Origin of the sequence: Streptomyces sp. NBC_00727 (genome assembly GCF_045161745.1) — a bacterium.
In the GTDB taxonomy this organism is placed as follows: Bacteria; Actinomycetota; Actinomycetes; order Streptomycetales; family Streptomycetaceae; genus Streptomyces.
Genome location: NZ_CP108981.1, coordinates 1526849 through 1551652, shown reverse-complemented (window position 1 = coordinate 1551652; position 24804 = coordinate 1526849). Strand labels below are relative to the sequence as shown.

The following is a 24804-nucleotide window of genomic DNA, read 5'->3' as shown; positions in this document are numbered from 1 at the left end:
GGTCAGCCGCCATGGACCTCGACACCTTCCGCAAGCTGGCCGTCGACCGGCGCGTCATCCCCGTCACCCGCCGCCTCCTCGCGGACGGCGACACCCCCGTCGGGCTCTACCGCAAGCTCGCGGGCGAGCGCACCGGCACCTTCCTGCTGGAATCCGCGGAGAACGGCCGCACCTGGTCGCGCTACTCGTTCATCGGCGTACGCAGCGCCGCCACGCTCACCACCCGCGACGGCGAGGCCCACTGGCTCGGCACCCCGCCGGTCGGCGTCCCCGTCGACGGCGACCCGCTGCACGCCCTGCGCGCCACCATCGAGGCCCTGCACACCCCGCACGACCGGGAGTCCGGCCTCCCGCCCTTCACCGGCGGCATGGTCGGCTACCTCGGCTACGACATCGTGCGCCGCCTGGAGAAGATCGGCGAGAGCGGCGGCGACGACCTCAAGCTCCCCGAGCTGACCATGCTGCTCACCTCCGACCTCGCGGTCCTCGACCACTGGGACGGCAGCGTCCTGCTCATCGCCAACGCCATCAACCACAACGACCTGGCCACCGGCGTGGACGAGGCGCACGCCGACGCGGTCGCCCGGCTCGACGCGATGGAGCGCGACCTGCGCCGCCCCGTCGAGAACGCCCCCGCCGCCCTGCCGCCCTCCGAGCTGCCCCCGTACACCGCGCTCTGGGGCGGCCAGGCGTACCAGGACGCCGTCGAGGACGTGAAGGAGCGCATCCGCGCCGGGGAAGCCTTCCAGGTGGTGCCCTCCCAGCGCTTCGAGACCCCGTGCACCGCGAGCGCCCTCGACGTCTACCGGGTGCTGCGCGCCACCAACCCCTCGCCGTACATGTACCTCTTCCGGTTCGACGGCTTCGACGTCGCCGGGTCCAGCCCCGAGGCCCTGGTCAAGGTCGAGGACGGCCGGGCCATGGTCCACCCCATCGCCGGAACCCGGCACCGCGGCGCCACCCCGCAGGAGGACCAGGCCCTCGCCGACGAACTCCTCGCCGACCCCAAGGAACGCGCCGAGCACCTGATGCTCGTGGACCTCGGCCGCAACGACCTCGGCCGGGTCTGCGAGCCGGGCAGCGTCGAGGTCGTCGACTTCATGTCCATCGAGCGCTACTCGCACGTGATGCACATCGTCTCCACCGTCACCGGCCGGGTCGCCGAGGGCCGCACCGCGTTCGACGTGCTGACCGCCTGCTTCCCCGCGGGCACCCTCTCCGGCGCCCCCAAGCCCCGCGCCCTCCAGATCATCGAGGAGCTGGAACCCACCCGTCGGGGCCTGTACGGGGGCTGCGTCGGCTACCTCGACTTCGCCGGGGACTCCGACACCGCCATCGCCATCCGCACCGCCCTGCTCCGCGACGGCACCGCGTACATCCAGGCCGGCGCGGGCGTCGTCGCCGACTCCGACCCGGTCGCCGAGGACAACGAGTGCCGCAACAAGGCGGCGGCGGTCCTCCGCGCCGTCCACACCGCCAACCGCCTCGGCGGCGCCTGAGCCGTACGCCCGCGCGGGGGCGCGGTGGGGCGTTCCCGGCCGGTGAGGGATAGTGGAGTACGTGAGTGCCGTCCCCGTACCCCAGCCCCGTGCCGAAGCCGCCACCGCGCCCGACAGCGCGGGCAGCCGCCGCACCCTGGCCGCCGGCCTGCTCCTCGGGGCGGCCGGCGCGGCCGTCGTCCTCCTCGCCTCCGGGCAGACCTGGGCCGAAGGCAAGGCCCCGGTCGGCGGCGGAACCCTGCCGCTGAGCGCCGACGGGCAGGACGTCACCGGCCTCCCCGCCGCCCTCGCGATCGTCGCCCTGGCCGCCCTGGTCGCCGTCTTCGCCGTGCGCGGCACCGGCCGCCGCGTGGTCGCCGGACTCCTCGCGCTCAGCGGCCTCGGCGCCGCGCTGAGCGCCTTCCTCGGCGCTTCCGACAGCGGCGCGCTCGACGAGAAGGCGGCGCAGACCAGCGGCGACAGCGCGGCCACCATCGACGCCCTCAGCCACACCGCCTGGCCCTACGTCACGGCGGCCGGCGGCCTGCTGATCCTGCTCGCCGGGCTCCTCGCCCTGCGCTACGGCAGCCGCTGGCCCACGATGTCCGGGCGCTACGAGCGCGACGGAACCCCCCGCCCCCGCAAGGCCCCCCGCGCCCCCGACCCGGACCGGCCGGAGGATCTGTGGAAGGCCCTGGACCGCGGCGAGGACCCGACGCGCGAGGCATGACCCCCAGCTCACGTCCTACCCGCACGTACGGGACAATGACGGGGAGCTGGCACAGCGGCACGGGCCGTGGGGACAGCGACCCGAGCGATTCCAACAGCGCAACACCAACGAGGAGCAACTCATGGCGGGCAGCAGCCACGGACACACCCCGGCCGCCTGGACCGGTGTCATCATCGCCTTCATCGGCTTCTGCGTCGCGGGCGTCTTCATGGTCGCGGCCAACCCGCTCGGCTTCTGGGCCGGCATGGGCGTCGTCCTCATCGGTGGTGTCGTCGGCCTCGCGATGAAGGCCGCGGGCCTCGGCATGCCGAAGGAGTCGGCCGAGCTGACCGCCGCCCGGGCGCGCGCCGGCCAGGCGCAGACCTCCTGACCCGGAGACGTACGCATGCGAGGCGCAGCCCGGACCGGGCTGCGCCTTTCCGCGTCTGCGGCGACAATCACCGGGTGGACGCAACGCCTACCCCCACCGCCGCCCCCTCGGCCCCGGACCCCGACCCGGTGACCACCGCCCCGGCCGCGGGCCCCGGCCCCGAACAGCCGCCCCCGGGCGCCGGGCAGCCGCGCCCGGGCCCCGAACAGCCGCGGCCGGGCCCGGCCGAGTCGGCCCCCGGCCCGGCGTCGGCAGCCTGCGGCCCGCCGCAGGCCGAGGCCGCCCCCGGCCCTGCCCCGGGCCTTTCGCCCGTCGCCCCCGGCCCCGCCCCGGGCCCTCGGTCCGCCGCCTCCGGCCCCGCCCCGAACCCCCCGCCCGCCGCCTCCGGCGCCGACGGGCGGCACGGCGACCGGGCGGCCGTCGTGCCGCCCGTCGGCGCCGGGCAGTCCCCGTACTTCCCGGCCGCCCCCGGCGGCCCCTCGCTGCGCCGCATCGCCACCCCGGTGGGCGTGCTGGCCGCCGTCGTCGGGGCCTTCGGGTACGTCGCCACCGTCGACCCGAACGAGCCGGGCCACTACCCCGTCTGCCCGATGCTGCGGTTCGCCGGGATCTACTGCCCCGGCTGCGGCGGCCTCCGCAGCGCCCACGACTTCGCCCACGGCGACCTCGCCGCCGCCTTCGGCGCCAACGCCCTGGCCGTCGTCGGCTACGGGATCTTCGCCGTTCTGTGGACCGTGTGGCTGGTCCGCGAGGTCCGCGGCCGGCCCCTGCGCATCGTGCTGCGGCCGGTGCACTGGTGGGCGATCGGGGCCGTGCTGCTGCTCTTCACCGTCGTCCGGAACCTGCCCCTCGGATCCGCGCTCGCCCCGTGAAGTCCCAGGTTGTGGGACGGCGCGTGGCCGAATGCGGGCCCAGCGGCCCGCTGCGGATACCATCGGAGTGGCTGATCCTGTGGCCTGTTACGTTTCCTTGTCACCGTTCCGGAAGGGGGCCGCTCGCGTGAGTGTGCTCGACGAGATCATCGACGGCGTCCGCGCCGACCTCGCGGAGCGGCAGGCGCGCGTCGGCCTCGACGAGCTCAAGGAACGCGCCGCCCGCGCCCCCCGTGCCAAGGACGGCGTCGCCGCCCTGCGCGGCGAGGGCGTCACCGTCATCTGCGAGGTCAAGCGCTCCAGCCCCTCCAAGGGCGCGCTGGCCGCCATCGCCGACCCGGCCGCGCTCGCCGCGGACTACGAGGCCGGCGGGGCGTCCGTCATCTCCGTCCTCACCGAGGAGCGCCGCTTCGGCGGCTCGCTGGCCGACCTGGAGGCCGTCCGCGCCAAGGTCGACATCCCGATCCTCCGCAAGGACTTCATCGTCACCTCGTACCAGCTGTGGGAGGCGCGCGCGTACGGCGCCGACCTCGTGCTGCTGATCGTCGCCGCCCTCGAACAGGAGGCCCTGGTCTCCCTGATCGAGCGCGCCGAGTCCATCGGCCTGACGCCGCTGGTCGAGGCGCACGACGAGGAGGAGGCCGAGCGCGCCGTGGAGGCCGGGGCCCGGATCATCGGCGTCAACGCGCGCAACCTCAAGGACCTCAAGGTCGACCGCTCCACCTTCGAGCGCGTCGCCCCAGAGATCCCCGACCACATCGTCAAGGTCGCCGAGTCCGGCGTCCGCGGCCCGCACGACCTGATCGCCTACGCCAACGCCGGCGCGGACGCCGTGCTCGTCGGCGAGTCCCTGGTCACCGGCCGTGACCCGCGGACCGCCGTCGCCGACCTGGTCGCCGCCGGCACCCACCCGGCCCTGCGCCACGGGCGGGGCTGACCCGGACGTGTCCCTCCTCCCGCACCCCGAGCCCATGCGCTGTGCGCTGCCCTCGTGGCACCGCGGCTGCCGGGCTCCGGCGCGCCGTGTGCACGGCCGTCGGGTGCGGTACGTGATCGGCGCCGAACCAGGTCAGGTCAACGGCATGCGATGGCGCACGGGGCCCGCGCTGTAGAGCGAGCCCCGGCCGCCGCACCACTCCGCCCGTGAGGGGCGCGGGTGTCGTGCGGCCGAAACCGCCCCGGTCACGGACCGGGGCGGCGTTCCGCTCGTGCGGCGCAGACCGTGAAGCCACCCCTGCCATCACGAGGAGCACGTACCGCATGTCTTCCGACTTCTTCATCCCGGACCCGGAGGGTCTGATCCCCAGCGCCGAGGGTTACTTCGGCGCATACGGCGGCAAGTTCATCCCGGAGGCGCTGGTCGCCGCCGTGGACGAGGTCGCCGTCGAGTACGAGAAGGCCAAGTCCGACCCCGCCTTCGCCGCCGAGCTCGGCGAGCTGATGGTCCACTACACCGGACGGCCCAGCGCCCTCACCGAGGTGCGCCGCTTCGCCGAGCACGCCGGCGGCGCGCGGGTCTTCCTCAAGCGCGAGGACCTCAACCACACCGGCTCCCACAAGATCAACAACGTGCTGGGGCAGGCCCTGCTGACCCGGCGCATGGGCAAGACCCGCGTCATCGCGGAGACCGGCGCCGGACAGCACGGCGTCGCCACCGCGACCGCCTGCGCCCTCTTCGGCCTCGACTGCACCATCTACATGGGCGAGATCGACACCCGGCGCCAGGCGCTGAACGTGGCGCGCATGCGGATGCTCGGCGCCGAGGTCATCGCCGTGAAGTCCGGCTCCCGCACCCTCAAGGACGCCATCAACGAGGCGTTCCGCGACTGGGTCGCCAACGTGGACCGCACCCACTACCTCTTCGGTACGGTCGCGGGTCCGCACCCCTTCCCGGCGATGGTCCGCGACTTCCACCGCGTCATCGGCGTGGAGGCCAGGCGGCAGATCCTGGAGCGGGCCGGCCGGCTGCCGGACGCCGCCGTGGCCTGCGTCGGCGGCGGCTCCAACGCCATCGGCCTCTTCCACGCCTTCGTCCCCGACGCGGACGTCCGCCTCATCGGCTGCGAGCCCGCCGGACACGGGGTGGAGACCGGCGAGCACGCGGCGACCCTGACCGCGGGCGAGCCCGGCATCCTGCACGGCTCGCGCAGCTACGTCCTCCAGGACGACGAGGGCCAGATCACCGAGCCGTACTCCATCTCGGCGGGCCTGGACTACCCGGGCATCGGCCCCGAGCACGCGTACCTCAAGGACGTGGGCCGCGGCGAATACCGCGCCGTCACCGACGACGCGGCCATGCAGGCGCTGCGGCTGCTCTCCCGCACCGAGGGCATCATCCCGGCCATCGAGAGCGCCCACGCGCTGGCCGGGGCCCTGGAGGTCGGCAAGGAGCTGGGCAAGGACGGGCTGATCCTCATCAACCTGTCCGGGCGCGGCGACAAGGACATGGACACGGCGGCCCGCTACTTCGGGCTGTACGACACCGACGCGGCCGTCGAGGCGGACGCCGACAGCGCGAACGCGGAGATCGAGGGGGACGTCCGGTGACCGGCAACATCGAACTGCTGAACACCACGCTCGCCGCCGCGCGGGCCGAGGACCGGGCCGCGCTCATCGCGTACCTGCCGGCCGGCTTCCCGACCGTCGACGGCGGCATCGAGGCCGTCAAGGCCGCCGTGGCGGGCGGCGCCGACGTCATCGAGGTGGGGCTGCCGCACAGCGACCCGGTCCTCGACGGCCCGGTCATCCAGACCGCCGACGACATCGCGCTGCGCGGCGGCGTGCGGATCGCCGACGTGATGCGCACGGTGCGCGAGGCGCACGGGGCGACCGGGGCGCCGATCCTGGTCATGACGTACTGGAACCCGATCGACCGGTACGGCGTCGAGCGTTTCACCGCCGAGCTGGCCGAGGCGGGCGGCGCCGGGTGCATCCTGCCCGACCTGCCGGTCCAGGAGTCCGCGCTGTGGCGCGAGCACGCCGGGCGCCACGGCCTCGCCACCGTCTTCGTCGTCGCGCCCAGCAGCAAGGACGAGCGGATCGCGACCATCACCGACGCGGGCTCCGGCTTCGTCTACGCCGCGTCCCTGATGGGCGTCACCGGCACCCGCGCCTCGGTCGGCGCTCAGGCCCAGGACCTGGTCCGGCGCACCCGCGCCACCACCGAGCTGCCGGTCTGCGTCGGCCTCGGCGTGTCCGATGCCGCCCAGGCCGCGGAGGTCGCCGGCTTCGCCGACGGCGTCATCGTCGGCACGGCCTTCGTCAAGCGGATGCTGGACGCCCCCGACGAGGCGGCCGGTCTCGCGGCCGTCCGTTCGCTGGCGGCCGAGCTTGCCGAAGGTGTTCGAAAGCGCTGACACCTGGAGTAACCCGAACGGGTGGAGATCGGTCCGGGGAGGCACGCGAGTGCCTCCCCGGGTCGTTGGCGCGGTGTGAGCGAGAAGAACGAACAGGGTAAGAGGGCCGCGCGAGACCGGCTGATCCAGCAGCGCGAGCAGGCGAAGGCGCGCGACCGCCGGCGCCGCACGCTGATCGTGTCCACGGCCGTGGTGGGGGTGCTGGGCCTGGCCGCCGTCGTCGGCGTGATCGCTGCGAACACCGGCGGCAAGAGCGACAAGTCCAAGGCGTCCGGGCCCGCCGTCGCGCCCTCGGGCGCGTCCGGCAAGGACGCGCTGGCGATCCGGGTCGGCGCGGACGACGCCCCGTCCACCCTCACCATCTGGGAGGACTTCCGCTGCCCGGTCTGCGCCCAGTTCGAGAACGCGTTCCGCGACACGATCCACGAGATGGAGCGCAGCGGCCAGATCAAGGTCGACTACCACCTCGCCACGATCATCGACGGCAACATGGGCGGCAGCGGCTCCCTCAAGGCGGCCAACGCGGCGGCCTGCGCGCAGGACGCCGGCAAGTTCTCCGCGTACCACGACGTGCTGTACCGCAACCAGCCGCCGGAGACCGAAGACACCTTCGGGGACAACGACAAGCTGATCGACCTCGCCAAGAAGGTCGACGGGCTGGACACACCGGGATTCCGCAGCTGCGTCGAGGACGGCAAGCACGACGCGTGGGTGCAGAAGTCCAACAAGGCCTTCAGCGACGGCGGCTTCCAGGGCACGCCCACCGCACTGCTCAACGGCGAGTCGATCTTCCCGAAGAAGGGCGACGAGGCGATCACCGTGGCCAATCTGAAGAAGTGGGTCACCGAGGCCAACAAGGGCAAGAAGCCGGGCACCGCCACGGCCACGCCTTAGGCCCTGTCCGGAGTTCCCCCGCGGCGTCGCGGCGTCCGGCACCGCCGCCTCCGGCGTTGTCGTCGGTCGCCGACGTTCCTTCCCCGAGTTCTCGGCTTCGCTCGAACAGGGGAGACCCCATTCGGCTCCCTCCTCCGCCTCGGATGCGACGGCACCGGACGCCGCTCCTTCTCCCGCGCTGGAACTCCAGACAGGACCTAGGGCCCGGCACGGGGCCGGTCGGGTGAAGCGATGACCCGCTCGTTACCCAGACGTTGCCGGGCGGGTTGTCCTACCTCCCGTCCGGCAAGGTAGCGTCGACGCTGCCATGAACCTTGCCTACATTCCCAGCCCGTCGACCGGCGTGATCGATCTCGGACCGATCCCGCTCCGCGGCTACGCGTTCTGCATCATCATCGGTGTCTTCGTCGCCGTCTGGTTCGGCAACAAGCGCTGGGTCGCCCGAGGAGGCACCGCCGGCACCGTTGCCGACATCGCCGTCTGGGCCGTGCCCTTCGGGCTTGTCGGCGGGCGGCTCTACCACGTCATCACCGACTACCAGCTGTACTTCAGCGACGGTGAGAACTGGGTCGACGCCTTCAAGATCTGGCAGGGCGGCCTCGGTATCTGGGGCGCCATCGCGCTGGGCGCGGTCGGTGCCTGGATCGGCTGCCGCCGCCGCGGGATCCCGCTCCCCGCCTGGGCCGACGCTCTCGCCCCCGGCATCGCGCTCGCCCAGGCCTGCGGCCGCTGGGGCAACTGGTTCAACCAGGAGCTGTACGGCAAGGCGACCGACGTCCCGTGGGCGCTGAAGATCAGCGACGGCCCGAACCGGCTGGCCGGCACGTACCACCCGACCTTCCTGTACGAGTCGCTGTGGTGCATCGGCGTGGCCCTCCTGGTCGTCTGGGCCGACCGCCGCTTCAAGCTCGGGCACGGGCGGGCGTTCGCGCTGTACGTCGCGGCGTACTGCGCGGGGCGGGCGTGGATCGAGTACATGCGCGTCGACGAGGCGCACCACATCCTGGGCCTGCGGCTCAACGTGTGGACCGCGATCATCGTGTTCGTGCTGGCGGTGACGTACATCGTGGTCTCGGCGAAGGTCCGGCCGGGCCGCGAGGAGGTCGTGGAGCCCGGGGCGCCGGAGGCGCCGGAGTCCTCGGAGAAGGCGGACGACGCCGAGGCGGACGAGGAGGCCGAGCCGGTCGCGGACGCGAAGGCCGACGCCGATGCGAAGCCGGATGCGGATGCGCCGAAGGCGGACGGTACGGCGGAGGCCGCGAAGGGCTGACGCCGCGCAAGCTGAGTGAGGGGCCGCTGAGATTCTCGGCGGCCCCTTCGCCGTTGTGGGGCGTCCTCAATCGCCGGACGGGCTTGATTTGCCCGCTCGCCGTTGAATTGGCTCCGCCGGACGGGTTTGATGTGGCCGATTCAATGGCGATCGGCCACATCCAGCCCGTCCGGCGATTGAGGACAAAGCGGTGGGACGGGGAGCCAGGTCACCGCTTCCGTTGGGCCAGCGCCAGCGTCCGCCGCGCCTGCGCAACCACCGCCGCGTCGACGAAGCGGCCGTCCGGGAGGGCCTGGGCGCCGGCCTGGTCGCGGGCCGCTTCGACGATTTCCCAGGCTGCCTCGACCTCCTGCGGGGTCGGGCTGAAGGCGCGTTCGATCACCGGGAGCTGGCGGGGGTGGATCGCCGCCCGGCCCAGGAAGCCCAGGGCGCGGCCGTGGGCGCAGGAGGACCAGAGGCCGTCCAGGTCCTGGACGTCCGCGTAGACCGACTGCGTCGGCGGGGCCAGGCCGGCCGCCCGGGCCGCGACCACCACCCGGCTGCGCGACCAGTCGAGCCCCGCGTCCTCCCGTACGCCGAGGTCGGCGCGGAGGTCCGCCTCGCCCAGGGCGATGGCGCGGACCTGGGGGTGCGCGGCGGCCACCGAGTACGCGTGCTCGATGCCGAGGGCCGACTCCAGCAGCGGGCAGAGGGCGACCCCGGGGGCCAGCGCCGCGACGTGGTGGACGGACGCGGCGTGGGTGATCTTCGGCAGCCGCAGCCCGCCGAGCCCCGCAAGCCCGGCCAGCGCCAGGACGTCCGCCTCGTCGTTGACCCGGACATGCACGGGCGGCGCCGTGGCGGACGGCGGGTCGGACAGGAGCTCCGCCGTCGCGGCGCGGGCGTACTCCTTGCGGTCGGGGGCGACCGCGTCCTCCAGGTCGACGATCACCACGTCCGCCCCGGAGACGGCCGCCTTGCGGACCACGTCCGGCCGGTCCCCGGGCACGTACAGCAGGGTGAGGGGGGCCGCCGCGCTCACAGCACCCGCTCCGCGCGCAGCGCCGAGATCTCGGGCCCGCTCAGCCCCAGCTCGGTGAGGATCTCCTCGGTGTCGGCCCCGTGCGGGCGCCCCGTCCAGCGGATCGCCCCCGGCGTCCGGGAGAGCCGGAAGAGGACGTTCTGCATCCGCAGCGGACCCAGCTCCGGGTCGTCGACCTCGGTGACCGAGTCGAGCGCCCGGTACTGCGGGTCCTCCATCACGTCGCGGACGTCGTGGATGGGCGCGATGGCGGCCTCCGCCTTCTCGAACGCGGACAGCGCCTCCTCCCGGCTGTGCCGGGCGATCCAGCGGCCCACGGCCTCGTCCAGCTCGTCGCTGTGCTCGGCGCGGGTGGCGCCCGAGGCGAACCACGGCTCGTCGATCAGGTCCGCCCGCCCGACCAGCCGCATCACCCGCTCCGCGACGGACTGCGCGGAGGTGGAGACGGCCACCCACTGCCCGTCCGAGGTGCGGTAGGTGTTGCGCGGGGCGTTGTTGCGCGACCGGTTCCCGGTGCGCGGCTGTACGTAACCCAGCTGGTCGTACCAGAGCGGCTGCGGGCCGAGCACGGTCAGGATCGGCTCGATGATCGCCATGTCGACGACCTGGCCCTCCCCGGTGCGGTCCCGGCCGGCCAGCGCCGCCATCACCGCGTACGCCGTGGCGAGTGCCGCGATCGAGTCGGCGAGCCCGAACGGCGGCAGGGTCGGCGGCCCGTCCGGCTCCCCGGTGATCGCCGCGAAACCGCTCATCGCCTCGGCGAGCGTCCCGAAGCCGGGCCGGTGGGCGTAGGGGCCGAACTGTCCGAAGCCCGTGACGCGTACCAGCACGAGCCGCGGGTTGACGGCGTGCAGCTCATCGGGGCCCAGCCCCCACCGCTCCAGCGTGCCCGGCCGGAAGTTCTCGATGATCACATCGGTGTCCGCCGCGAGCCGCAGGAGCAGATCGCGGCCCTCCGGGGCGGAGAGGTCGAGCGTCAGGTTGCGCTTGTTGCGGCCGAGGAGCTTCCACCACAGGCCGATGCCGTCCTTCGCGGGCCCGTGGCCCCGGGAGGGGTCGGGGCGCACCGGATGCTCGACCTTGATCACCTCGGCGCCGAAGTCGCCCAGCATCGTCGCGCAGAGCGGGCCCGCGAAGAGCGTGGCGAGATCGACGACCCGCAGTCCGGTCAGCGGCGGCGCCGCGGGGGCGCTCACGCGGCGTCGATTTCGCTGCGGTACGGCATGGAGACCGAGGCGCCCGGTTTCTGCACGCAGAGCGCGGCGGCGGCCGAGGCCCAGGCGATGGCCTGCGGGATCGGGCGGCGCTCGCCGAGCGCGACGGCGAGGGTGCCGACGAAGGTGTCCCCGGCGCCGGTGGTGTCGACGGCGGTGACGTCCGGGGCGGGGAAGTGGATGGTGCGGCTGCCCCGGGCCGCGTACAGGCAGCCCTTCGAACCGAGCGTGATGAGCACCGCCGGGACCTGGCCGAGCAGGATCTCCGCCGCGGCGTGCGGGTCGTCGTAGCCGGACAGCTCGGCCGCCTCGTGCTCGTTGGGGATGAGCAGGTCGACGTGGTCGAGGAGCTCGGAGGGCAGCTCCTGCACGGGGGAGGGGGTCAGCACGGTCCGTACGCCCTGGGCGTGGCCGGCCCGGACGCCCTCGATCACGGCGGACATGGGCAGCTCCAGCTGGAGCAGCAGCAGGTCCGCCTCGGCGATGGCGGCCATCTCGCCCGGCCCGAGCGCGGTCACGGTGCCGTTGGCGCCGGGGATGACCACGATCGCGTTGGACCCCTTGGCGTCGACCACGATGTGCGCGGTGCCGCTGGGGCCCTCGGCGGTGTGCAGCAGGTCGGTGTCGACGCCGGAGTGCTCCAGGTTCTCCCGCATCCGTACGCCGTACTCGTCGTCGCCGACCGCACCGATCATCAGCACGTCACCGCCGGCGCGGGCGGCGGCCACGGCCTGGTTGGCGCCCTTGCCGCCGGGGATGGTGCGGAACTCCCGTCCGGTGACGGTCTGTCCGCGTTCCGGGGCCCGGTCGACGTAGGCCACAAGATCCATATTGGTGCTGCCGAGCACCGCGACTCTGGTCATGGGCGGAGTGCCTCCTCGTGGGTGAGCCGGTGGGTCAGGTCGGCCAGGGTGTCGAAGCCGGCCGCGTCGAAGCCGGGGACGGACGTGGCGAGCCGGTTCTTCAGCGGGGTGGTCCACCGCTCGGGCAGCGCGTCCGGCCGCCCGGCGAGCAGTCCGGCGAGCGAGCCGGCGGTCGCGCCGTTGGAGTCGGTGTCCCAGCCGCCGGACACCGCCTTGCAGATGGAGCCGGTGAAGTCGCCGTCGGCGTGGGTGAGGGCGGCGGCCAGCAGGGCCGCGTTGGGCAGCACATGCACCCAGTGATACCTGCCGTACGCCGCGTGCAGCCGGTCCACGACCGTGTCGAAGTCCCGTTCCCCGCGGGCGGCGGCGATGCCGTCCCGTACCGCACGCGCGTACCTGGAGCGCGGCGGCACCACGCGCAGGCCCGTGGCCAGGCAGCCGTGCACATCGGTCTCGCCCGCGGCGGCCTCGGCCAGCGCCGCCGCCGTGAACATCGCGCCGTAGACGCCGTTCCCGGTGTGGGTGAGGACCGCGTCGCGGTACGCCTGCTCCGCCGCGCCGGCCGGGTCGCCGGGCCGGGTCCAGCCGTGCACGTCGGCCCGGATCTGCGCGCCGATCCACTCCCGGAACGGGTTGCGGTGGCGGGCGGTGTCCGGGGGCTCGATGCCGTCGAGGAGATTGCGGTACGCGACCCGCTCGGCGGTGAACGTACGCCCGGCCGGCAGTTCGTCCAGCCAGAGCCGGGCCAGGTCCGCGGTGGTGAACGAGGTGCCGTGCCGCTGGAGCAGCAGCAGGGTGAGCAGCGGGTGGTTGAGGTCGTCGTCCTCGGGCATGCCGTCGATGTTCTCGGCGAGCGAGGTGGGTGCGGAGCGCCGGTTCCACGGGTAGGCGGCGGCCAGCGGGGCGGGCAGGCCCCGGGCGGTGAACCAGGTGTCCAGCGGCCAGTTGCCGGTGGCGCGGGCCAGCGCGCGGATGCCTTCCAGCGGCAGCTTCTCCACCGGCTTGCCCAGCAGGCAGCCGGCGGCGCGGCCCAGCCAGGCGGCGTGCAGCCGCTCCCGGCCGGCCGCCCGGCCGGTCCGGGCGTGCGGCCACTGCGGGCAGGCGGCCCGGATCGCGTCCAGGCCCTCCGGTTCGTCGGCGGCCAGCGGGGACTCCAGCAGGGCGAGTTCGTCGAGCAGCCGTTCGGCGACCGCGCGGAGTCCGGGCGGGGCGCCGGGAGCGGAGGCGCCGGCGCGTTCCGGGGCGGGGGAGCCGCCGGCCTCGTACCACCTGCGTGCGAGGGCGCGGGCGTCGCGGCCGTCCTCGTCGGCCTGCCGCAGCTCGTGGCCCACCAGGTCCTCCGGCTGCACCCAGGTCACCCGCACCGCCGTGCTCACGGGGTGCCCGCCAGCGTCGCGAAGGCGGCCTCGTGGGCGCGGCGGCGGGCGGTGTCCCGGGCGAAGACCTCGCGGGCCACCTCCGCCAGCGTGCGGGCCGGCGCGCGCAGATCGAGGCGGCTGGCCTCGGCGACGGTGGCCGCCCAGTCCGCGGGGACGGCGCGTTCGCCGTGCAGGGCTCCCGCGAGCGCGCCGCTCATGGTGGCGATCGAGTCGCAGTCGCGCCCGTAGTTGACCGAGCCGAGGACCGCCTGCCGGTAGTCCCCACCGGCCACGAGCAGCATGCCGAGCGCGACGGGGAGTTCCTCGATGGCGTGCAGCCGGGACGGGCGGCGGGCGCCGAGCGAGGGGGCGCGGTAGTCGGGGCCGACGGTGTCGAACGGGGCGACGGCCTCGCGCAGCGGGGCGATCGCGGGCTCGAAGTCCTGGTAGCGGGAAGCCGTTTCGCAGACGGCCTCGATGGCGGAGCGGGTGCCGTCCTCGGCGAGCGACAGGCACGCCTCGACGACCGACGCGGGCGTCGCCCCGGGCACGCAGGCGGCGGCGACGCCTGCCGCGAAGACGCCCGCCGCCTCCCTGCCGTAACTCGACTGATGGGCCCCCGCTACGTCGATCGCCTCGGCGTACGCCGCCTGCGGATGGGCGGCGTTCACCAGTCCGACCGGGGCCATGTACATCGCCGCCCCGCAGTTGACGATGTTTCCGGAGCCGGCCTCGCGCGGGTCGACGTGGCCGTAGTGCAGCCGGGCGACGATCCACTTCTCCGCGAGGAAGACCCGCTGGAGCGGCAGCGCCTCGGCCTCCAGCTCCGGAATCCAGCGCGGCTCGCCGATCATCTCCGGTACGAGGTGGTCGGCGACCGCGTACGCGTCGAGGTGGCCGCGCACCTTCCCGTACACCCGGACCAGCGCGTGGGTCATCAGGGTGTCGTCGGTGACGTGCCCGTCCCCCTTGTGGTACGGGGCGATCGGGCGGGCGGTCCGCCAGTCGTCGCCGTCCCAGGGGCCGACGATCCCGGTGATCCTGCCCCCGTGACGGGCCGTGATCTGCTCCGGTGAGCGGCCCTCGACCGGGCCGCCCAGCGCGTCGCCGACCGCGGCGCCGACGAGGGCGCCCGTGATCCGGTCATCGAGCGTGGGCGCCCCGGGGGTCGTGGGCGTCGTGGCTGTCGTGGGGGAGGGGGACGTCGTGGGCGCCAGGGGCACGGTGGAGGTCATGTCCGGATTGTCCACCCCGGGGCGCCGGTTCCGTGGCTGCCAGCAGCCCGGCGAGTTCGATCAGATCCGTGCCCGCGAGGCGGGGCAGCGCGCAGCCGGCAAGTGTCCGGCAGGTCTCGCGCCAGCCGTCGGGCACGGAGCTGATCGAGCCCAGCGCCCCGGTCAGCGCCCCGGCCAGGGCGGGCGCCGAGTCGGCGACCCGGGACAGGCAGGCCGCCGCGGGTACGGCGTGCGCGATGTCGCCCCGGGACGCGGTGGCCAGTGCGAGGGCGACCGGTACGGTCTCGGCGGCGGCGATCCCGTAGCTGTAGACGTGGTCCACGATCTGGTGCTCCAGGACCGGGACCAGGGCGAACGCGCCGGCCCGCTCACCGGCGAACTCCCGGGCGATCCGGACCGCGTGGACCGCGTTGCGGGCGATCTCGGTGCCGTCGGGGAGCTGGCCGAGCGCGGCGTTCACGGCCGTGTCGACGTCCGCCCCGGCGAGCGCCTCGGCGGTCGCGGCGGCCATCGCCCGCGCCCCGTGCACCCCGTCGCCGTCCTGGGTGAAGCGCGCGTCGAACTCCGCGAGGTCCGCCGCCGCGCCGGGGTCGCCGGGGTGGACGACCGCCAGCACGGCCGCCCGTACGCACGCCGCGTCGTCGAAGTAGTGCGGGTTGTCGTGGCCGGTGGCGGGTGGCCGGAGCCCGGCGGCGAGGTTGCCGAGCCCGGCCCGCACCGAGATCCGGGCGCGCAGCGGCAGCACCGCCGCCTCCACCTCGGGCGCGCGGGCCGCGGCGGCGGCGACCTCGGCGGCCAGCGCGTTCCAGGCCCCGGCCACGGCGGCCCGCACCCGCCCCGGTCCGGCTGCCGCCAGCACGGTCCCCGCCGCGAACGCCGCCCACTCGGCGTCGTCGGACGGGCCGAGCCGCAGCGGCTCGGGCGGCTGGTTGAGCGCGATGGGCACGGGAAGCGTGGTCGTCGCGTTCTGCTCGGCGAAGGTGTCCAGTTCGCGGGTCAGGCGCCGGGTCCACTCCGGCATCCGGGCCGCCCGGTGCCGAGCCGCGGGCCACCCCGCGGCATCCCCGGCGGCCAGCCCGAGCAACAGCCCCTCGACCCGCGCCCGCCGTGTGCCGCTCATCGCCGCACCGCCCCGGCACCGGTGTGGCAGGCGCCCGGCCGCACGGGCCCGGCTGCCACGGGGGCCGCCGCCGCACCCCCGGCCGGGACAGGGGCCGCGGGTTGGTCCGGAGCCGCCCGGTCCGCCGGTTCGTCCGGCCCTGCCCGGTTCGCCGCGTGGGTCGGATCTCCGTCCGCTTCGACTGCCGGGGCGGCCGTTCCCGGGCCCGCCCGGCCCGGCGCGGGTGTCGGCGTTCTGGTTTCCGTCGGGCGGTGGCTCGCCGGTTGGTCCGGTCCCGCCCGGTCCCGCCCGGGGCGCTGCTCGCCGCCCGCCGCCGGTCCGCGGCCCGCCCGTTCGGCCGAGCCGGCAGCCGGGCCGGACTCCGCCACCACCGGGTCCTTCGCGCCGCCCGCCGCGGCATCTGCGGCATCCGGGGCCTCCGCCGCGCCCGGTGCCAGCAGATCCGCGATGTCCACCACGTGGTACCCCCGCATCGACGGCAGGCAACTGCCGCGGACCGGGCCGATCGCGTCCGACCAGATGCGCGGGATCGCCGACGCGCCGTGCAGGGCGCCGGACAGGGCGCCCGCCACCGCGGCCGTCGTGTCGGCGTCGCGGCCCATGTTGACCGCCATCAGCACCGCCGTACGGAAGTCGCCCCGCGCCGCCGCGAACGCGCCGAAGGCCAGGCCCACCGCCTCCGGGGCCAGGTCCGTCCACGGGTAGCCGCCGACCACCACGGCCGAGCGGACCGCGCGTTCGCCGGTGAGGCGGTCGGGGTACGGGCGCTGCGCCGCGGTCACCGCGCGGCGCAGGGAGCGGGCCGTCCAGGAGTCCATGGGGACGACGGAGAGCGCGGCGGCGATGACCGAGGTGAGCGAGGCACCGGTCATCGCGGCCGCCACCCCCGCGGCCACCGCCTGGCCGCCGTAGATGCCCTCGCCCTCGTGGCTGACCCGGCCGTCGACCGCGACCAGCCGGGCCGCCTCGGCGGGCCGGCCGGCCGCGAAGACGCCGAAGGGCGCGGCCCGCATCGCCAGGCCGTCGCTCCAGGCGTGCCGGTGCTGGGCGGAGATCGGCGCGGCCAGGCCCCGGCGCAGGTTCTCCAGCGTGCCGCGCTCGCTGAAGCCGGCGCCCCGGAACGGCCCCTCGTCCACGTCGGCGATCCACAGCCGCCAGGCCCGCTCGACGTCGGTGACCGTGAGCCGTGAGCCGTGCCGGGCCAGCAGCAGCCCGGAGAAGATCGCGTACTCCGTGTCGTCGGTGCCCGCCGGGTCGTCGCTGACGAAGCCCTCGATCCGGCCCCAGCGGCGGCGGATCTCGGAGGGCCGCATGTTCTCCGCCGGGGCGCCGAGCGCGTCCCCGACCGCGAGCCCGAGCAGCGCGCCCCTGGCCCGGTCGCGGGGCCCGCCCGGGGCCGGCTCGTCCGGGGGTGCTGCCGTCTGTGTGCCGCCCGTCCGCGGCGCCGTCGGATTTCCTGCGACCGTCTCCATCGCGTCGACCCTTCGCTCGTACCGAGCCAGTACTCGTCCCTGTGGGATCCGTTCCACGCGGAGCCCGGACGAAGGCCGGTTACGCAGACAAAAGGTCCACTCGGATGAAACCTTCCGGACAGCAAGGGAAGCCGTACCTATCCGATCACTCAGCGTGGTAAGTACGGCCTTCCTTGCTGGCAGGAGCGTTTTTTCGCGCGTACTTTCGATGGAGTCGAGCGGGGACGGGCGGGCAGGAGGTCCGTCTCCGGAAGCAGGGGAGAGGGATAAGTCGTGGCCATCATCGAGACCGACGCCGTACTGCACGAGGCACACCGGGACAACCACACCCACCGTGACGTCAACGGCGGCTGGCTGCGCCCCGCGGTCTTCGGGGCGATGGACGGGCTCGTCTCGAACCTCGCCCTGATGACCGGGGTCGCCGGCGGCGACGTCTCGCACCGCACCATCGTCATCACCGGCCTCGCCGGACTGGCCGCCGGCGCCTTCTCCATGGCGGCCGGCGAGTACACCTCCGTCGCCTCCCAGCGCGAGCTGGTCGAGGCCGAGCTGGACGTCGAGCGGCGCGAGCTGCGCAAACACCCGGTGGACGAGGAGCGGGAGCTCGCCGCGCTCTACGAGTCCCGGGGCGTCGAGCCCGCGCTCGCCCGCGAGGTCGCCCGGCAGCTCTCGCGCGACCCGGAGCAGGCCCTTGAGATACACGCCCGCGAGGAGCTGGGCATCGACCCGGGCGACCTGCCCTCGCCGCTGGTGGCCGCCTTCTCCTCGTTCGGCGCCTTCGCGCTCGGCGCCCTGCTGCCCGTACTGCCCTACCTGCTCGGCGCGGACGCGATGTGGCCGGCCGTGCTGCTGGCCCTGGCCGGGCTGTTCGGCTGCGGCGCGGTGGTGGCCCGGGTGACCGCCCGCAGCTGGTGGTTCAGCGGACTGCGTCAGCTGACCCTCGGCGGTGCGGCCGCCGCGATCACGTACGGGCTCGGCGCGCTGTTCGGCGTGGCCGTCGGCGGCTGACCGGAGCCGCATTCCCCGTCGTAACGGGCCGGTTCAGGCAACCGGCCCGTTACGCGTACGCCACGCGTGTGACGTACGTCTTGGTCCGCGCCACTGGGCGGGAACGCTCCGCGCACCGTAAAATGAGTCTCTATGCAGGGCTACACATAAGTAGCCACAACCCGGCGGTTTCGTTTGTTCCGCCACCGGGCAAGAGCCGTAGACACCGCAGGCAACGACGCCTGCTCTCCGCGTCTCCCGGGCGCCGATCCTCTGACAGCGACCCACTCCACCGTCCTCCACGGTGTCCGCATGTTGGAACGGTTCATCCGCTTTTTGAGAAGCGCCTCATCATGTAATCTGCACGAAATTTCGCAGAGGGCCAACGTCGTCCCTCGGCACTGCATATGCCACGACGACGACGGGAGAGCCGATGCGCACCGACGCCTGGTCGCCCATGGACGGTCGCCCCGCCCCCCAGGGCATGTACGACCCCCGCAACGAGCACGACGCCTGTGGCGTGGGGTTCGTAGCCACTCTGACCGGTGTGCCCGGCCACGAGATGGTCGAGCAGGCGCTGACCGTGCTCCGCAACCTCGAACACCGCGGCGCCACCGGCTCGGAGCCCGACTCCGGTGACGGTGCCGGCATCCTGCTCCAGGTCCCGGACACCTTCCTGCGTGCCGAGGTCCCCTTCGCCCTCCCCGACGCCGGCGCCTACGCCGTCGGCATCGCCTTCCTGCCCGCCGACGACTCCACCGGCGCCGTCCGCGGCCTGGAGAAGATCGCCGGCGAGGAGGGCCTCACGGTCCTCGGCTGGCGCGAGGTCCCGGTCACCCCGGACATCCTCGGCAACGGCGCCCGCGCCACCATGCCCGAGTTCCGCCAGCTCTTCGTGACGGACGGCGAGAGCACCGGCATCGCCCTGGACCGCAAGGCGTTCGTGCTGCGCAAGCGCGCCGAGCGCGAGGCCGGGGTCTACTTCCCGTCGCTCTCCGCGCGCACCATCGTCTACAAGGGCATGCTCACCACCGGTCAGCTGGAACCCTTCTTCCCGGACCTCTCCGACCCCCGCTTCGCCACCGCGGTCGCCCTGGTCCACTCGCGCTTCTCGACGAACACCTTCCCGAGCTGGCCGCTCGCACACCCGTACCGCTTCGTCGCGCACAACGGCGAGATCAACACGGTCAAGGGCAACCGGAACTGGATGAAGGCCCGCGAGTCCCAGCTCGCCTCCGGCCTCTTCGGCGACGCGCCGATCGACCGGATCTTCCCCGTCTGCACCCCCGACGCCTCCGACTCCGCCTCCTTCGACGAGGTCCTGGAGCTGCTCCACCTCGGCGGCCGCTCGCTGCCGCACTCGGTGCTGATGATGGTCCCCGAGGCGTGGGAGAACCACGACTCGATGGACCCGGCCCGCCGCGCCTTCTACCAGTACCACTCCGCGATGATGGAGCCCTGGGACGGCCCGGCCTGCGTCACCTTCACCGACGGCGTCCAGGTCGGCGCGGTCCTCGACCGCAACGGCCTGCGCCCCGGCCGCTACTGGGTCACCGACGACGGCCTCGTCGTCCTCTCCTCCGAGGTCGGCGTCCTGGACATCGACCCCGCCAAGGTCGTCCGCAAGGGCCGCCTCCAGCCCGGCCGCATGTTCCTCGTGGACACCGCCGAGCACCGCATCATCGAGGACGACGAGATCAAGGCGTCCCTCGCCGCCGAGCACCCCTACCAGCAGTGGCTGGAGACCGGCGAGATCGAGCTGGAGGACCTCCCCGAGCGGGAGCACATCGTCCACACGCACGCCTCCGTCACCCGCCGCCAGCAGACCTTCGGCTACACCGAGGAAGAGCTGCGCGTCATCCTCGCCCCGATGGCCCGCACCGGCGGCGAACCGCTCGGCTCCATGGGCACCGACTCGCCGATCGCCGCGCTCTCGGCCCGCCCCCGGCTGCTGTTCGACTACTTCACCCAGCTGTTCGCACAGGTCACCAACCCGCCGCTGGACGCCATCCGCGAGGAGCTCGTCACCTCGCTGCGCTCCGTGCTCGGCCCCTCCGGCAACCTCCTGGAGCCGAACGCCGCGTCCTGCCGCAGCGTCGCCCTGCCCTTCCCGGTGATCGACAACGACGAGCTGGCCAAGCTCATACACATCAACGCCGACGGCGACATGCCGGGCATGAAGGCCGCCACGCTCTCCGGCCTCTACCGGGTGAGCGGCGGCGGCGACGCCCTGGCCGCCCGCATCGAGGAGATCTGCACCGAGGTCGACGCCGCCATCGAGGACGGCGCCCGTCTGATCGTCCTGTCCGACCGGCACTCCGACGCCGAGCACGCGCCGATCCCCTCGCTGCTGCTCACCTCCGCCGTCCACCACCACCTCATCCGCACCAAGCAGCGCACCCAGGTGGGCCTGCTGGTCGAGGCCGGTGACGTCCGCGAGGTCCACCACGTCGCCCTGCTGATCGGCTACGGCGCCGCCGCCGTCAACCCGTACCTGGCCATGGAGTCCGTCGAGGACCTGGTCCGCGCCGGCACCTTCATCGAGGGCATCGAGGCCGAGGACGCGATCCGCAACCTCATCTACGCGCTGGGCAAGGGCGTCCTGAAGGTCATGTCCAAGATGGGCATCTCCACCGTCGCCTCCTACCGCGGCGCCCAGGTCTTCGAGGCCGTCGGCCTCGACCAGGCGTTCGTCGACCGCTACTTCAACGGCACCGCCACCAAGATCGGCGGCGCCGGCCTCGACGTCGTCGCCAAGGAGGTCGCCGCCCGCCACACCAAGGGCTACCCCGCCTCCGGCATCTCCGCCTCGCACCGCGCGCTGGAGATCGGCGGCGAGTACCAGTGGCGCCGCGAGGGCGAGCCGCACCTGTTCGACCCGGAGACGGTCTTCCGCCTCCAGCACGCCACCCGCAACCGCCGGTACGACATCTTCAAGAAGTACACGGACCGGGTGAACGAGCAGTCCGAGCGCCTGATGACGCTCCGCGGCCTGTTCGGCTTCACGTCGGACCGCCCGTCGATCGACATCGACGAGGTCGAGCCCGTCTCGGAGATCGTCAAGCGCTTCTCCACCGGCGCCATGTCCTACGGCTCCATCTCGCGCGAGGCCCATGAGACCCTCGCCATCGCGATGAACCAGCTGGGCGGCAAGTCCAACACCGGTGAGGGCGGCGAGGACGCCGACCGGCTCTACGACCCGGCCCGCCGCTCGTCCATCAAGCAGGTCGCCTCCGGCCGCTTCGGTGTCACCAGCGAGTACCTGGTCAACGCGGACGACATCCAGATCAAGATGGCCCAGGGCGCCAAGCCCGGCGAGGGCGGCCAGCTGCCCGGCCACAAGGTCTACCCGTGGGTCGCCAAGACCCGGCACTCCACCCCGGGCGTCGGCCTCATCTCCCCGCCGCCGCACCACGACATCTACTCCATCGAGGACCTGGCTCAGCTGATCCACGACCTCAAGAACGCCAACCCGGCCGCCCGCATCCACGTGAAGCTGGTCTCCGAGGTCGGCGTCGGCACGGTCGCCGCCGGTGTCTCCAAGGCCCACGCGGACGTCGTCCTCATCTCCGGCCACGACGGCGGCACGGGCGCCTCCCCGCTCACGAGCCTCAAGCACGCGGGCGGCCCCTGGGAGCTCGGCCTCGCCGAGACCCAGCAGACCCTGCTGCTCAACGGCCTGCGCGACCGCATCGTCGTGCAGACCGACGGCCAGCTCAAGACCGGCCGCGACGTCGTCATCGCCGCGCTGCTCGGCGCCGAGGAGTTCGGTTTCGCGACCGCGCCGCTCGTCGTCTCCGGCTGCGTCATGATGCGCGTCTGCCACCTCGACACCTGCCCCGTCGGCATCGCCACCCAGAACCCGGTCCTGCGCGACCGCTTCTCCGGCAAGGCCGAGTACGTCGTCAACTTCTTCGAGTTCATCGCGCAGGAGGTCCGCGAGCTCCTCGCCGAGCTCGGCTTCCGCACGATCGAGGAGGCCGTCGGCCACGCCGAACTGCTCGACACCGACCGGGCCGTCACCCACTGGAAGGCGCAGGGCCTCGACCTCGCCCCGCTGTTCTACGTCCCCGAACTGCCCGAAGGCGCGGTCCGGTACCGGAACACCGACCAGGACCACGGCCTGGACAGGGCCCTCGACAACGAGCTGATCAAGCTCGCCGCCGACGCCCTCAAGGCCGACAGCCCCGAGGCCGCCCAGCCGGTCCGCGCGCAGATCGCGATCCGCAACATCAACCGGACCGTCGGCACCATGCTCGGCCACGAGGTCACGAAGAAGTTCGGCGGTGCGGGCCTGCCCCAGGACACCATCGACATCACCTTCACCGGCTCCGCGGGCCAGTCCTTCGGCGCCTTCCTGCCCAGCGGTGTCACGCTGCGCCTGGAGGGCGACGCCAACGACTACGTCGGCAAGGGCCTGTCCGGCGGGCGCGTCGTCGTCCGCCCCGACCGCGGCGCCGACCACCTCGCCGAGTACTCCACCATCGCCGGCAACACCATCGCGTACGGCGCCACCGGCGGCGAACTGTTCCTGCGCGGCCGCACCGGCGAGCGCTTCTGCGTCCGCAACTCCGGCGCCACCGTCGTCTCCGAAGGCGTGGGCGACCACGGCTGCGAGTACATGACCGGCGGCCACGCCGTGGTGCTCGGCGAGACCGGGCGCAACTTCGCGGCCGGCATGTCCGGCGGCGTCGCGTACGTCATCGACCTCAACCGCGACAACGTCAACGCCGGCAACCTCGGCGCGATCGAGGAGCTGACCGACAGCGACAAGCAGTGGCTGCACGACGTCGTGCGCCGCCACCAGGAGGAGACCGGCTCCACCGTCGCCGGGAAGCTCCTCGCCAAGTGGGACAGCTTCAACGGCGGCGCTTCCCGCTTCAGCAAGATCATCCCGTCCACCTACAAGGCAGTGCTCGCCGCCAAGGACGCCGCTGAGCTCGCCGGTCTCTCCGAGCAGGAGACCACCGAGAAGATGATGGAGGCGGCGACCAATGGCTGACCCCAAGGGCTTCCTGACCACCGGCCGCGAGGTCGCCGAGACCCGCCCGGTGGGCGAGCGCGTCAAGGACTGGAACGAGGTCTACGTTCCGGGCTCGCTGCTCCCGATCATCAGCAAGCAGGCCGGCCGCTGCATGGACTGCGGCATCCCGTTCTGCCACAACGGCTGCCCGCTCGGAAACCTCATCCCCGAGTGGAACGACTACGCCTACCGCGAGGACTGGGCCGCCGCCTCCGAGCGGCTGCACGCCACGAACAACTTCCCGGAGTTCACCGGGCGGCTGTGCCCGGCCCCCTGCGAGTCGGCGTGCGTGCTCGGCATCAACCAGCCGGCCGTCACCATCAAGAACGTCGAGGTCTCGATCATCGACAAGGCGTGGGGCAACGGCGACGTCACCCCGCAGCCGCCCGAGCGCCTCTCCGGCAAGACCGTCGCCGTCATCGGCTCCGGACCGGCCGGCCTCGCCGCCGCCCAGCAGCTGACCCGGGCCGGCCACACCGTCGCCGTCTACGAGCGCGCGGACCGCATCGGAGGCCTCCTCCGTTACGGCATCCCCGAGTTCAAGATGGAGAAGTCGCACATCAACCGCCGCATCGAGCAGATGCGCGCGGAGGGCACCAAGTTCCGCACCGAGACCGAGATCGGCCGGGACATCGACGCCGCGAAGCTGCGCCGCCGCTACGACGCCGTGGTCATCGCCGCCGGCGCCACCGTCTCCCGCGACCTGCCCGTCCCGGGCCGCGAGCTGAACGGCGTGCACTTCGCGATGGAGTACCTCCCGCTCGCCAACAAGGTGCAGGAGGGCGACCTGACGGTCTCCCCGATCACCGCCGAGGGCAAGCACGTCGTCGTCATCGGCGGCGGCGACACCGGCGCCGACTGCGTCGGCACCGCGCACCGCCAGGGCGCCCTGTCGGTCACCCAGCTGGAGATCATGCCGAAGCCGGGCGAGGAGCGGAACGCCAACCAGCCCTGGCCGACCTTCCCCATGCTCTACAAGGTCACCTCCGCGCACGAGGAGGGCGGCGAGCGGGTCTACGCCGTCTCGACGACCCACTTCGAGGGCGACGAGGACGGCAACGTCCAGGCCCTCCACCTGGTCGAGGTGGAGTTCAAGGACGGTAAGCTGGAGCAGAAGCCCGGCACCGAGCGGGTCATCCCCGCGCAGCTGGTCACGCTCGCGATGGGCTTCACCGGCACCGACCAGGCCAACGGTCTGGTCCAGCAGTTCGGTCTGGAGCTCGACGAGCGCGGCAACGTCGCCCGTGACGCGGACTACGCGACCAACGTCGACGGAGTCTTCGTCGCCGGTGACGCGGGCCGCGGCCAGTCCCTCATCGTGTGGGCCATCGCCGAGGGCCGCTCCGCGGCACGCGGCGTGGACCGCTTCCTGACCGGAGCCAGCGCCCTGCCGGCCCCGATCCGCCCGACGGACCGTTCCCTGATGGTCTGATACGGCACATGAGACGTCCCGCACAACGGCGTGCGGAACTGAACGCGGCGCCTGCCCGTCCCCGACCGGACGATTCGGCAGGCGCCGTGGCGCGTCCGGGGCCGGGTGC

20 protein-coding genes are annotated in these 24804 nt (G+C 73.5%); 13 read left to right on the top strand and 7 right to left on the bottom strand.

What is annotated here, in order from left to right:
- Nucleotides 1–11: 11 nt before the first annotated feature.
- The 10 genes from OG242_RS06860 (at nt 12) to lgt (ending at nt 8970) form a co-directional block, all read left to right on the top strand.
- The gene (locus OG242_RS06860) at nt 12–1499 is read left to right on the top strand and encodes an anthranilate synthase component I (protein ID WP_405897290.1); all 1488 of its coding nucleotides are present in this window, start codon (nt 12–14) and stop codon (nt 1497–1499) included.
- A 52-nt stretch (nt 1500–1551) separates the two neighbouring features.
- On the top strand, nt 1552–2208 hold the full coding sequence (locus tag OG242_RS06855; RefSeq protein ID WP_405897289.1) for a TIGR02234 family membrane protein: 657 nt from the start codon (nt 1552–1554) through the stop codon (nt 2206–2208).
- A 121-nt stretch (nt 2209–2329) separates the two neighbouring features.
- Nucleotides 2330–2578 carry an HGxxPAAW family protein gene (locus tag OG242_RS06850; RefSeq protein WP_093709266.1) on the top strand — a complete coding sequence of 83 codons (249 nt, stop codon included), beginning with the start codon at nt 2330–2332 and terminating at the stop codon, nt 2576–2578.
- A gap of 422 nt (nt 2579–3000) precedes the next feature.
- Nucleotides 3001–3450, top strand: a complete 450-nt coding sequence (locus tag OG242_RS06845; RefSeq protein WP_405901528.1) for a DUF2752 domain-containing protein — start codon at nt 3001–3003, stop codon at nt 3448–3450.
- Between the two features lie 127 nt (nt 3451–3577).
- A complete protein-coding gene (gene trpC, locus OG242_RS06840; RefSeq protein WP_405897288.1) occupies nt 3578–4387 on the top strand; it encodes an indole-3-glycerol phosphate synthase TrpC in 810 nt (269 codons plus the stop codon).
- Between the two features lie 34 nt (nt 4388–4421).
- A complete protein-coding gene (trpM, locus tag OG242_RS06835; protein WP_405901527.1) occupies nt 4422–4562 on the top strand; it encodes a tryptophan biosynthesis modulator TrpM in 141 nt (46 codons plus the stop codon).
- 148 nt (nt 4563–4710) lie between these two features.
- Complete coding sequence (gene trpB, locus OG242_RS06830; protein ID WP_405897287.1) at nt 4711–5997, top strand: tryptophan synthase subunit beta; 1287 nt, start codon at nt 4711–4713, stop codon at nt 5995–5997.
- Nucleotides 5994–6806: a tryptophan synthase subunit alpha gene (trpA, locus tag OG242_RS06825; protein WP_405897286.1), complete on the top strand. Its 813-nt coding sequence runs from the start codon at nt 5994–5996 to the stop codon at nt 6804–6806. The genes trpB and trpA overlap by 4 nt, the downstream gene beginning before the upstream one ends.
- 75 nt (nt 6807–6881) lie before the next feature.
- On the top strand, nt 6882–7700 hold the full coding sequence (locus OG242_RS06820) for a thioredoxin domain-containing protein (RefSeq protein WP_405897285.1): 819 nt from the start codon (nt 6882–6884) through the stop codon (nt 7698–7700).
- A gap of 307 nt (nt 7701–8007) precedes the next feature.
- The gene (gene lgt, locus OG242_RS06815) at nt 8008–8970 is read left to right on the top strand and encodes a prolipoprotein diacylglyceryl transferase (protein WP_405897284.1); all 963 of its coding nucleotides are present in this window, start codon (nt 8008–8010) and stop codon (nt 8968–8970) included.
- Nucleotides 8971–9178: 208 nt separating this feature from the next.
- Here the strand turns inward: lgt and OG242_RS06810 are convergent, their stop codons facing one another.
- The 7 genes from OG242_RS06810 to OG242_RS06780 are packed head-to-tail and all read right to left on the bottom strand — an operon-like array spanning nt 9179 to nt 17253.
- Nucleotides 9179–9991, bottom strand: coding sequence for an HpcH/HpaI aldolase/citrate lyase family protein (locus OG242_RS06810; RefSeq protein WP_405897283.1), 813 nt, complete (start codon nt 9989–9991; stop codon nt 9179–9181).
- On the bottom strand, nt 9988–11187 hold the full coding sequence (locus OG242_RS06805) for a CaiB/BaiF CoA transferase family protein (protein WP_405897282.1): 1200 nt from the start codon (nt 11185–11187) through the stop codon (nt 9988–9990). The genes OG242_RS06810 and OG242_RS06805 overlap by 4 nt, the downstream gene beginning before the upstream one ends.
- Nucleotides 11184–12068 carry a ribokinase gene (gene rbsK, locus OG242_RS06800; RefSeq protein ID WP_405897281.1) on the bottom strand — a complete coding sequence of 295 codons (885 nt, stop codon included), beginning with the start codon at nt 12066–12068 and terminating at the stop codon, nt 11184–11186. The genes OG242_RS06805 and rbsK overlap by 4 nt, the downstream gene beginning before the upstream one ends.
- Nucleotides 12065–13444 carry an ADP-ribosylglycohydrolase family protein gene (locus OG242_RS06795; RefSeq protein WP_405897280.1) on the bottom strand — a complete coding sequence of 460 codons (1380 nt, stop codon included), beginning with the start codon at nt 13442–13444 and terminating at the stop codon, nt 12065–12067. The genes rbsK and OG242_RS06795 overlap by 4 nt, the downstream gene beginning before the upstream one ends.
- On the bottom strand, nt 13441–14661 hold the full coding sequence (locus OG242_RS06790; RefSeq protein ID WP_405897279.1) for an ADP-ribosylglycohydrolase family protein: 1221 nt from the start codon (nt 14659–14661) through the stop codon (nt 13441–13443). Before OG242_RS06790 ends, OG242_RS06795 begins: the two co-directional genes overlap by 4 nt.
- Nucleotides 14570–15781 (bottom strand): ADP-ribosylglycohydrolase family protein, encoded by a 1212-nt coding sequence (locus OG242_RS06785; protein ID WP_405897278.1) that lies wholly within the window; start codon nt 15779–15781, stop codon nt 14570–14572. Before OG242_RS06785 ends, OG242_RS06790 begins: the two co-directional genes overlap by 92 nt.
- Entirely contained in the window at nt 15778–17253 is a 1476-nt protein-coding gene (locus tag OG242_RS06780; protein ID WP_405897277.1) for an ADP-ribosylglycohydrolase family protein, read from the bottom strand. The genes OG242_RS06785 and OG242_RS06780 overlap by 4 nt, the downstream gene beginning before the upstream one ends.
- Before the next feature lie 273 nt (nt 17254–17526).
- On the opposite strand from OG242_RS06780, the gene OG242_RS06775 reads away from it, so the two are divergent.
- The 3 genes from OG242_RS06775 (at nt 17527) to OG242_RS06765 (ending at nt 24695) form a co-directional block, all read left to right on the top strand.
- Nucleotides 17527–18261: a VIT1/CCC1 transporter family protein gene (locus OG242_RS06775; RefSeq protein ID WP_405897276.1), complete on the top strand. Its 735-nt coding sequence runs from the start codon at nt 17527–17529 to the stop codon at nt 18259–18261.
- A gap of 412 nt (nt 18262–18673) precedes the next feature.
- Nucleotides 18674–23242 carry a glutamate synthase large subunit gene (gene gltB / locus OG242_RS06770; protein ID WP_405897275.1) on the top strand — a complete coding sequence of 1523 codons (4569 nt, stop codon included), beginning with the start codon at nt 18674–18676 and terminating at the stop codon, nt 23240–23242.
- Entirely contained in the window at nt 23235–24695 is a 1461-nt protein-coding gene (locus OG242_RS06765; protein WP_405897274.1) for a glutamate synthase subunit beta, read from the top strand. The genes gltB and OG242_RS06765 overlap by 8 nt, the downstream gene beginning before the upstream one ends.
- The last annotated feature ends 109 nt before the right edge of the window (nt 24696–24804 follow it).

Coding starts and splice junctions, on each gene's coding strand:
- OG242_RS06860 (WP_405897290.1), top strand. CDS start 12: ATGGACCTCGACACCTTCCGCAAGCTGGCCGTCGACCGGCGCGTCATC.
- OG242_RS06850 (WP_093709266.1), top strand. CDS start 2,330: ATGGCGGGCAGCAGCCACGGACACACCCCGGCCGCCTGGACCGGTGTC.
- trpM (WP_405901527.1), top strand. CDS start 4,422: ATGCGCTGTGCGCTGCCCTCGTGGCACCGCGGCTGCCGGGCTCCGGCG.
- trpB (WP_405897287.1), top strand. CDS start 4,711: ATGTCTTCCGACTTCTTCATCCCGGACCCGGAGGGTCTGATCCCCAGC.
- lgt (WP_405897284.1), top strand. CDS start 8,008: ATGAACCTTGCCTACATTCCCAGCCCGTCGACCGGCGTGATCGATCTC.
- rbsK (WP_405897281.1), bottom strand. CDS start 12,068: ATGACCAGAGTCGCGGTGCTCGGCAGCACCAATATGGATCTTGTGGCC.
- OG242_RS06790 (WP_405897279.1), bottom strand. CDS start 14,661: ATGACCTCCACCGTGCCCCTGGCGCCCACGACGTCCCCCTCCCCCACG.
- OG242_RS06785 (WP_405897278.1), bottom strand. CDS start 15,781: ATGAGCGGCACACGGCGGGCGCGGGTCGAGGGGCTGTTGCTCGGGCTG.
- OG242_RS06780 (WP_405897277.1), bottom strand. CDS start 17,253: ATGGAGACGGTCGCAGGAAATCCGACGGCGCCGCGGACGGGCGGCACA.
- gltB (WP_405897275.1), top strand. CDS start 18,674: ATGCGCACCGACGCCTGGTCGCCCATGGACGGTCGCCCCGCCCCCCAG.
- OG242_RS06765 (WP_405897274.1), top strand. CDS start 23,235: ATGGCTGACCCCAAGGGCTTCCTGACCACCGGCCGCGAGGTCGCCGAG.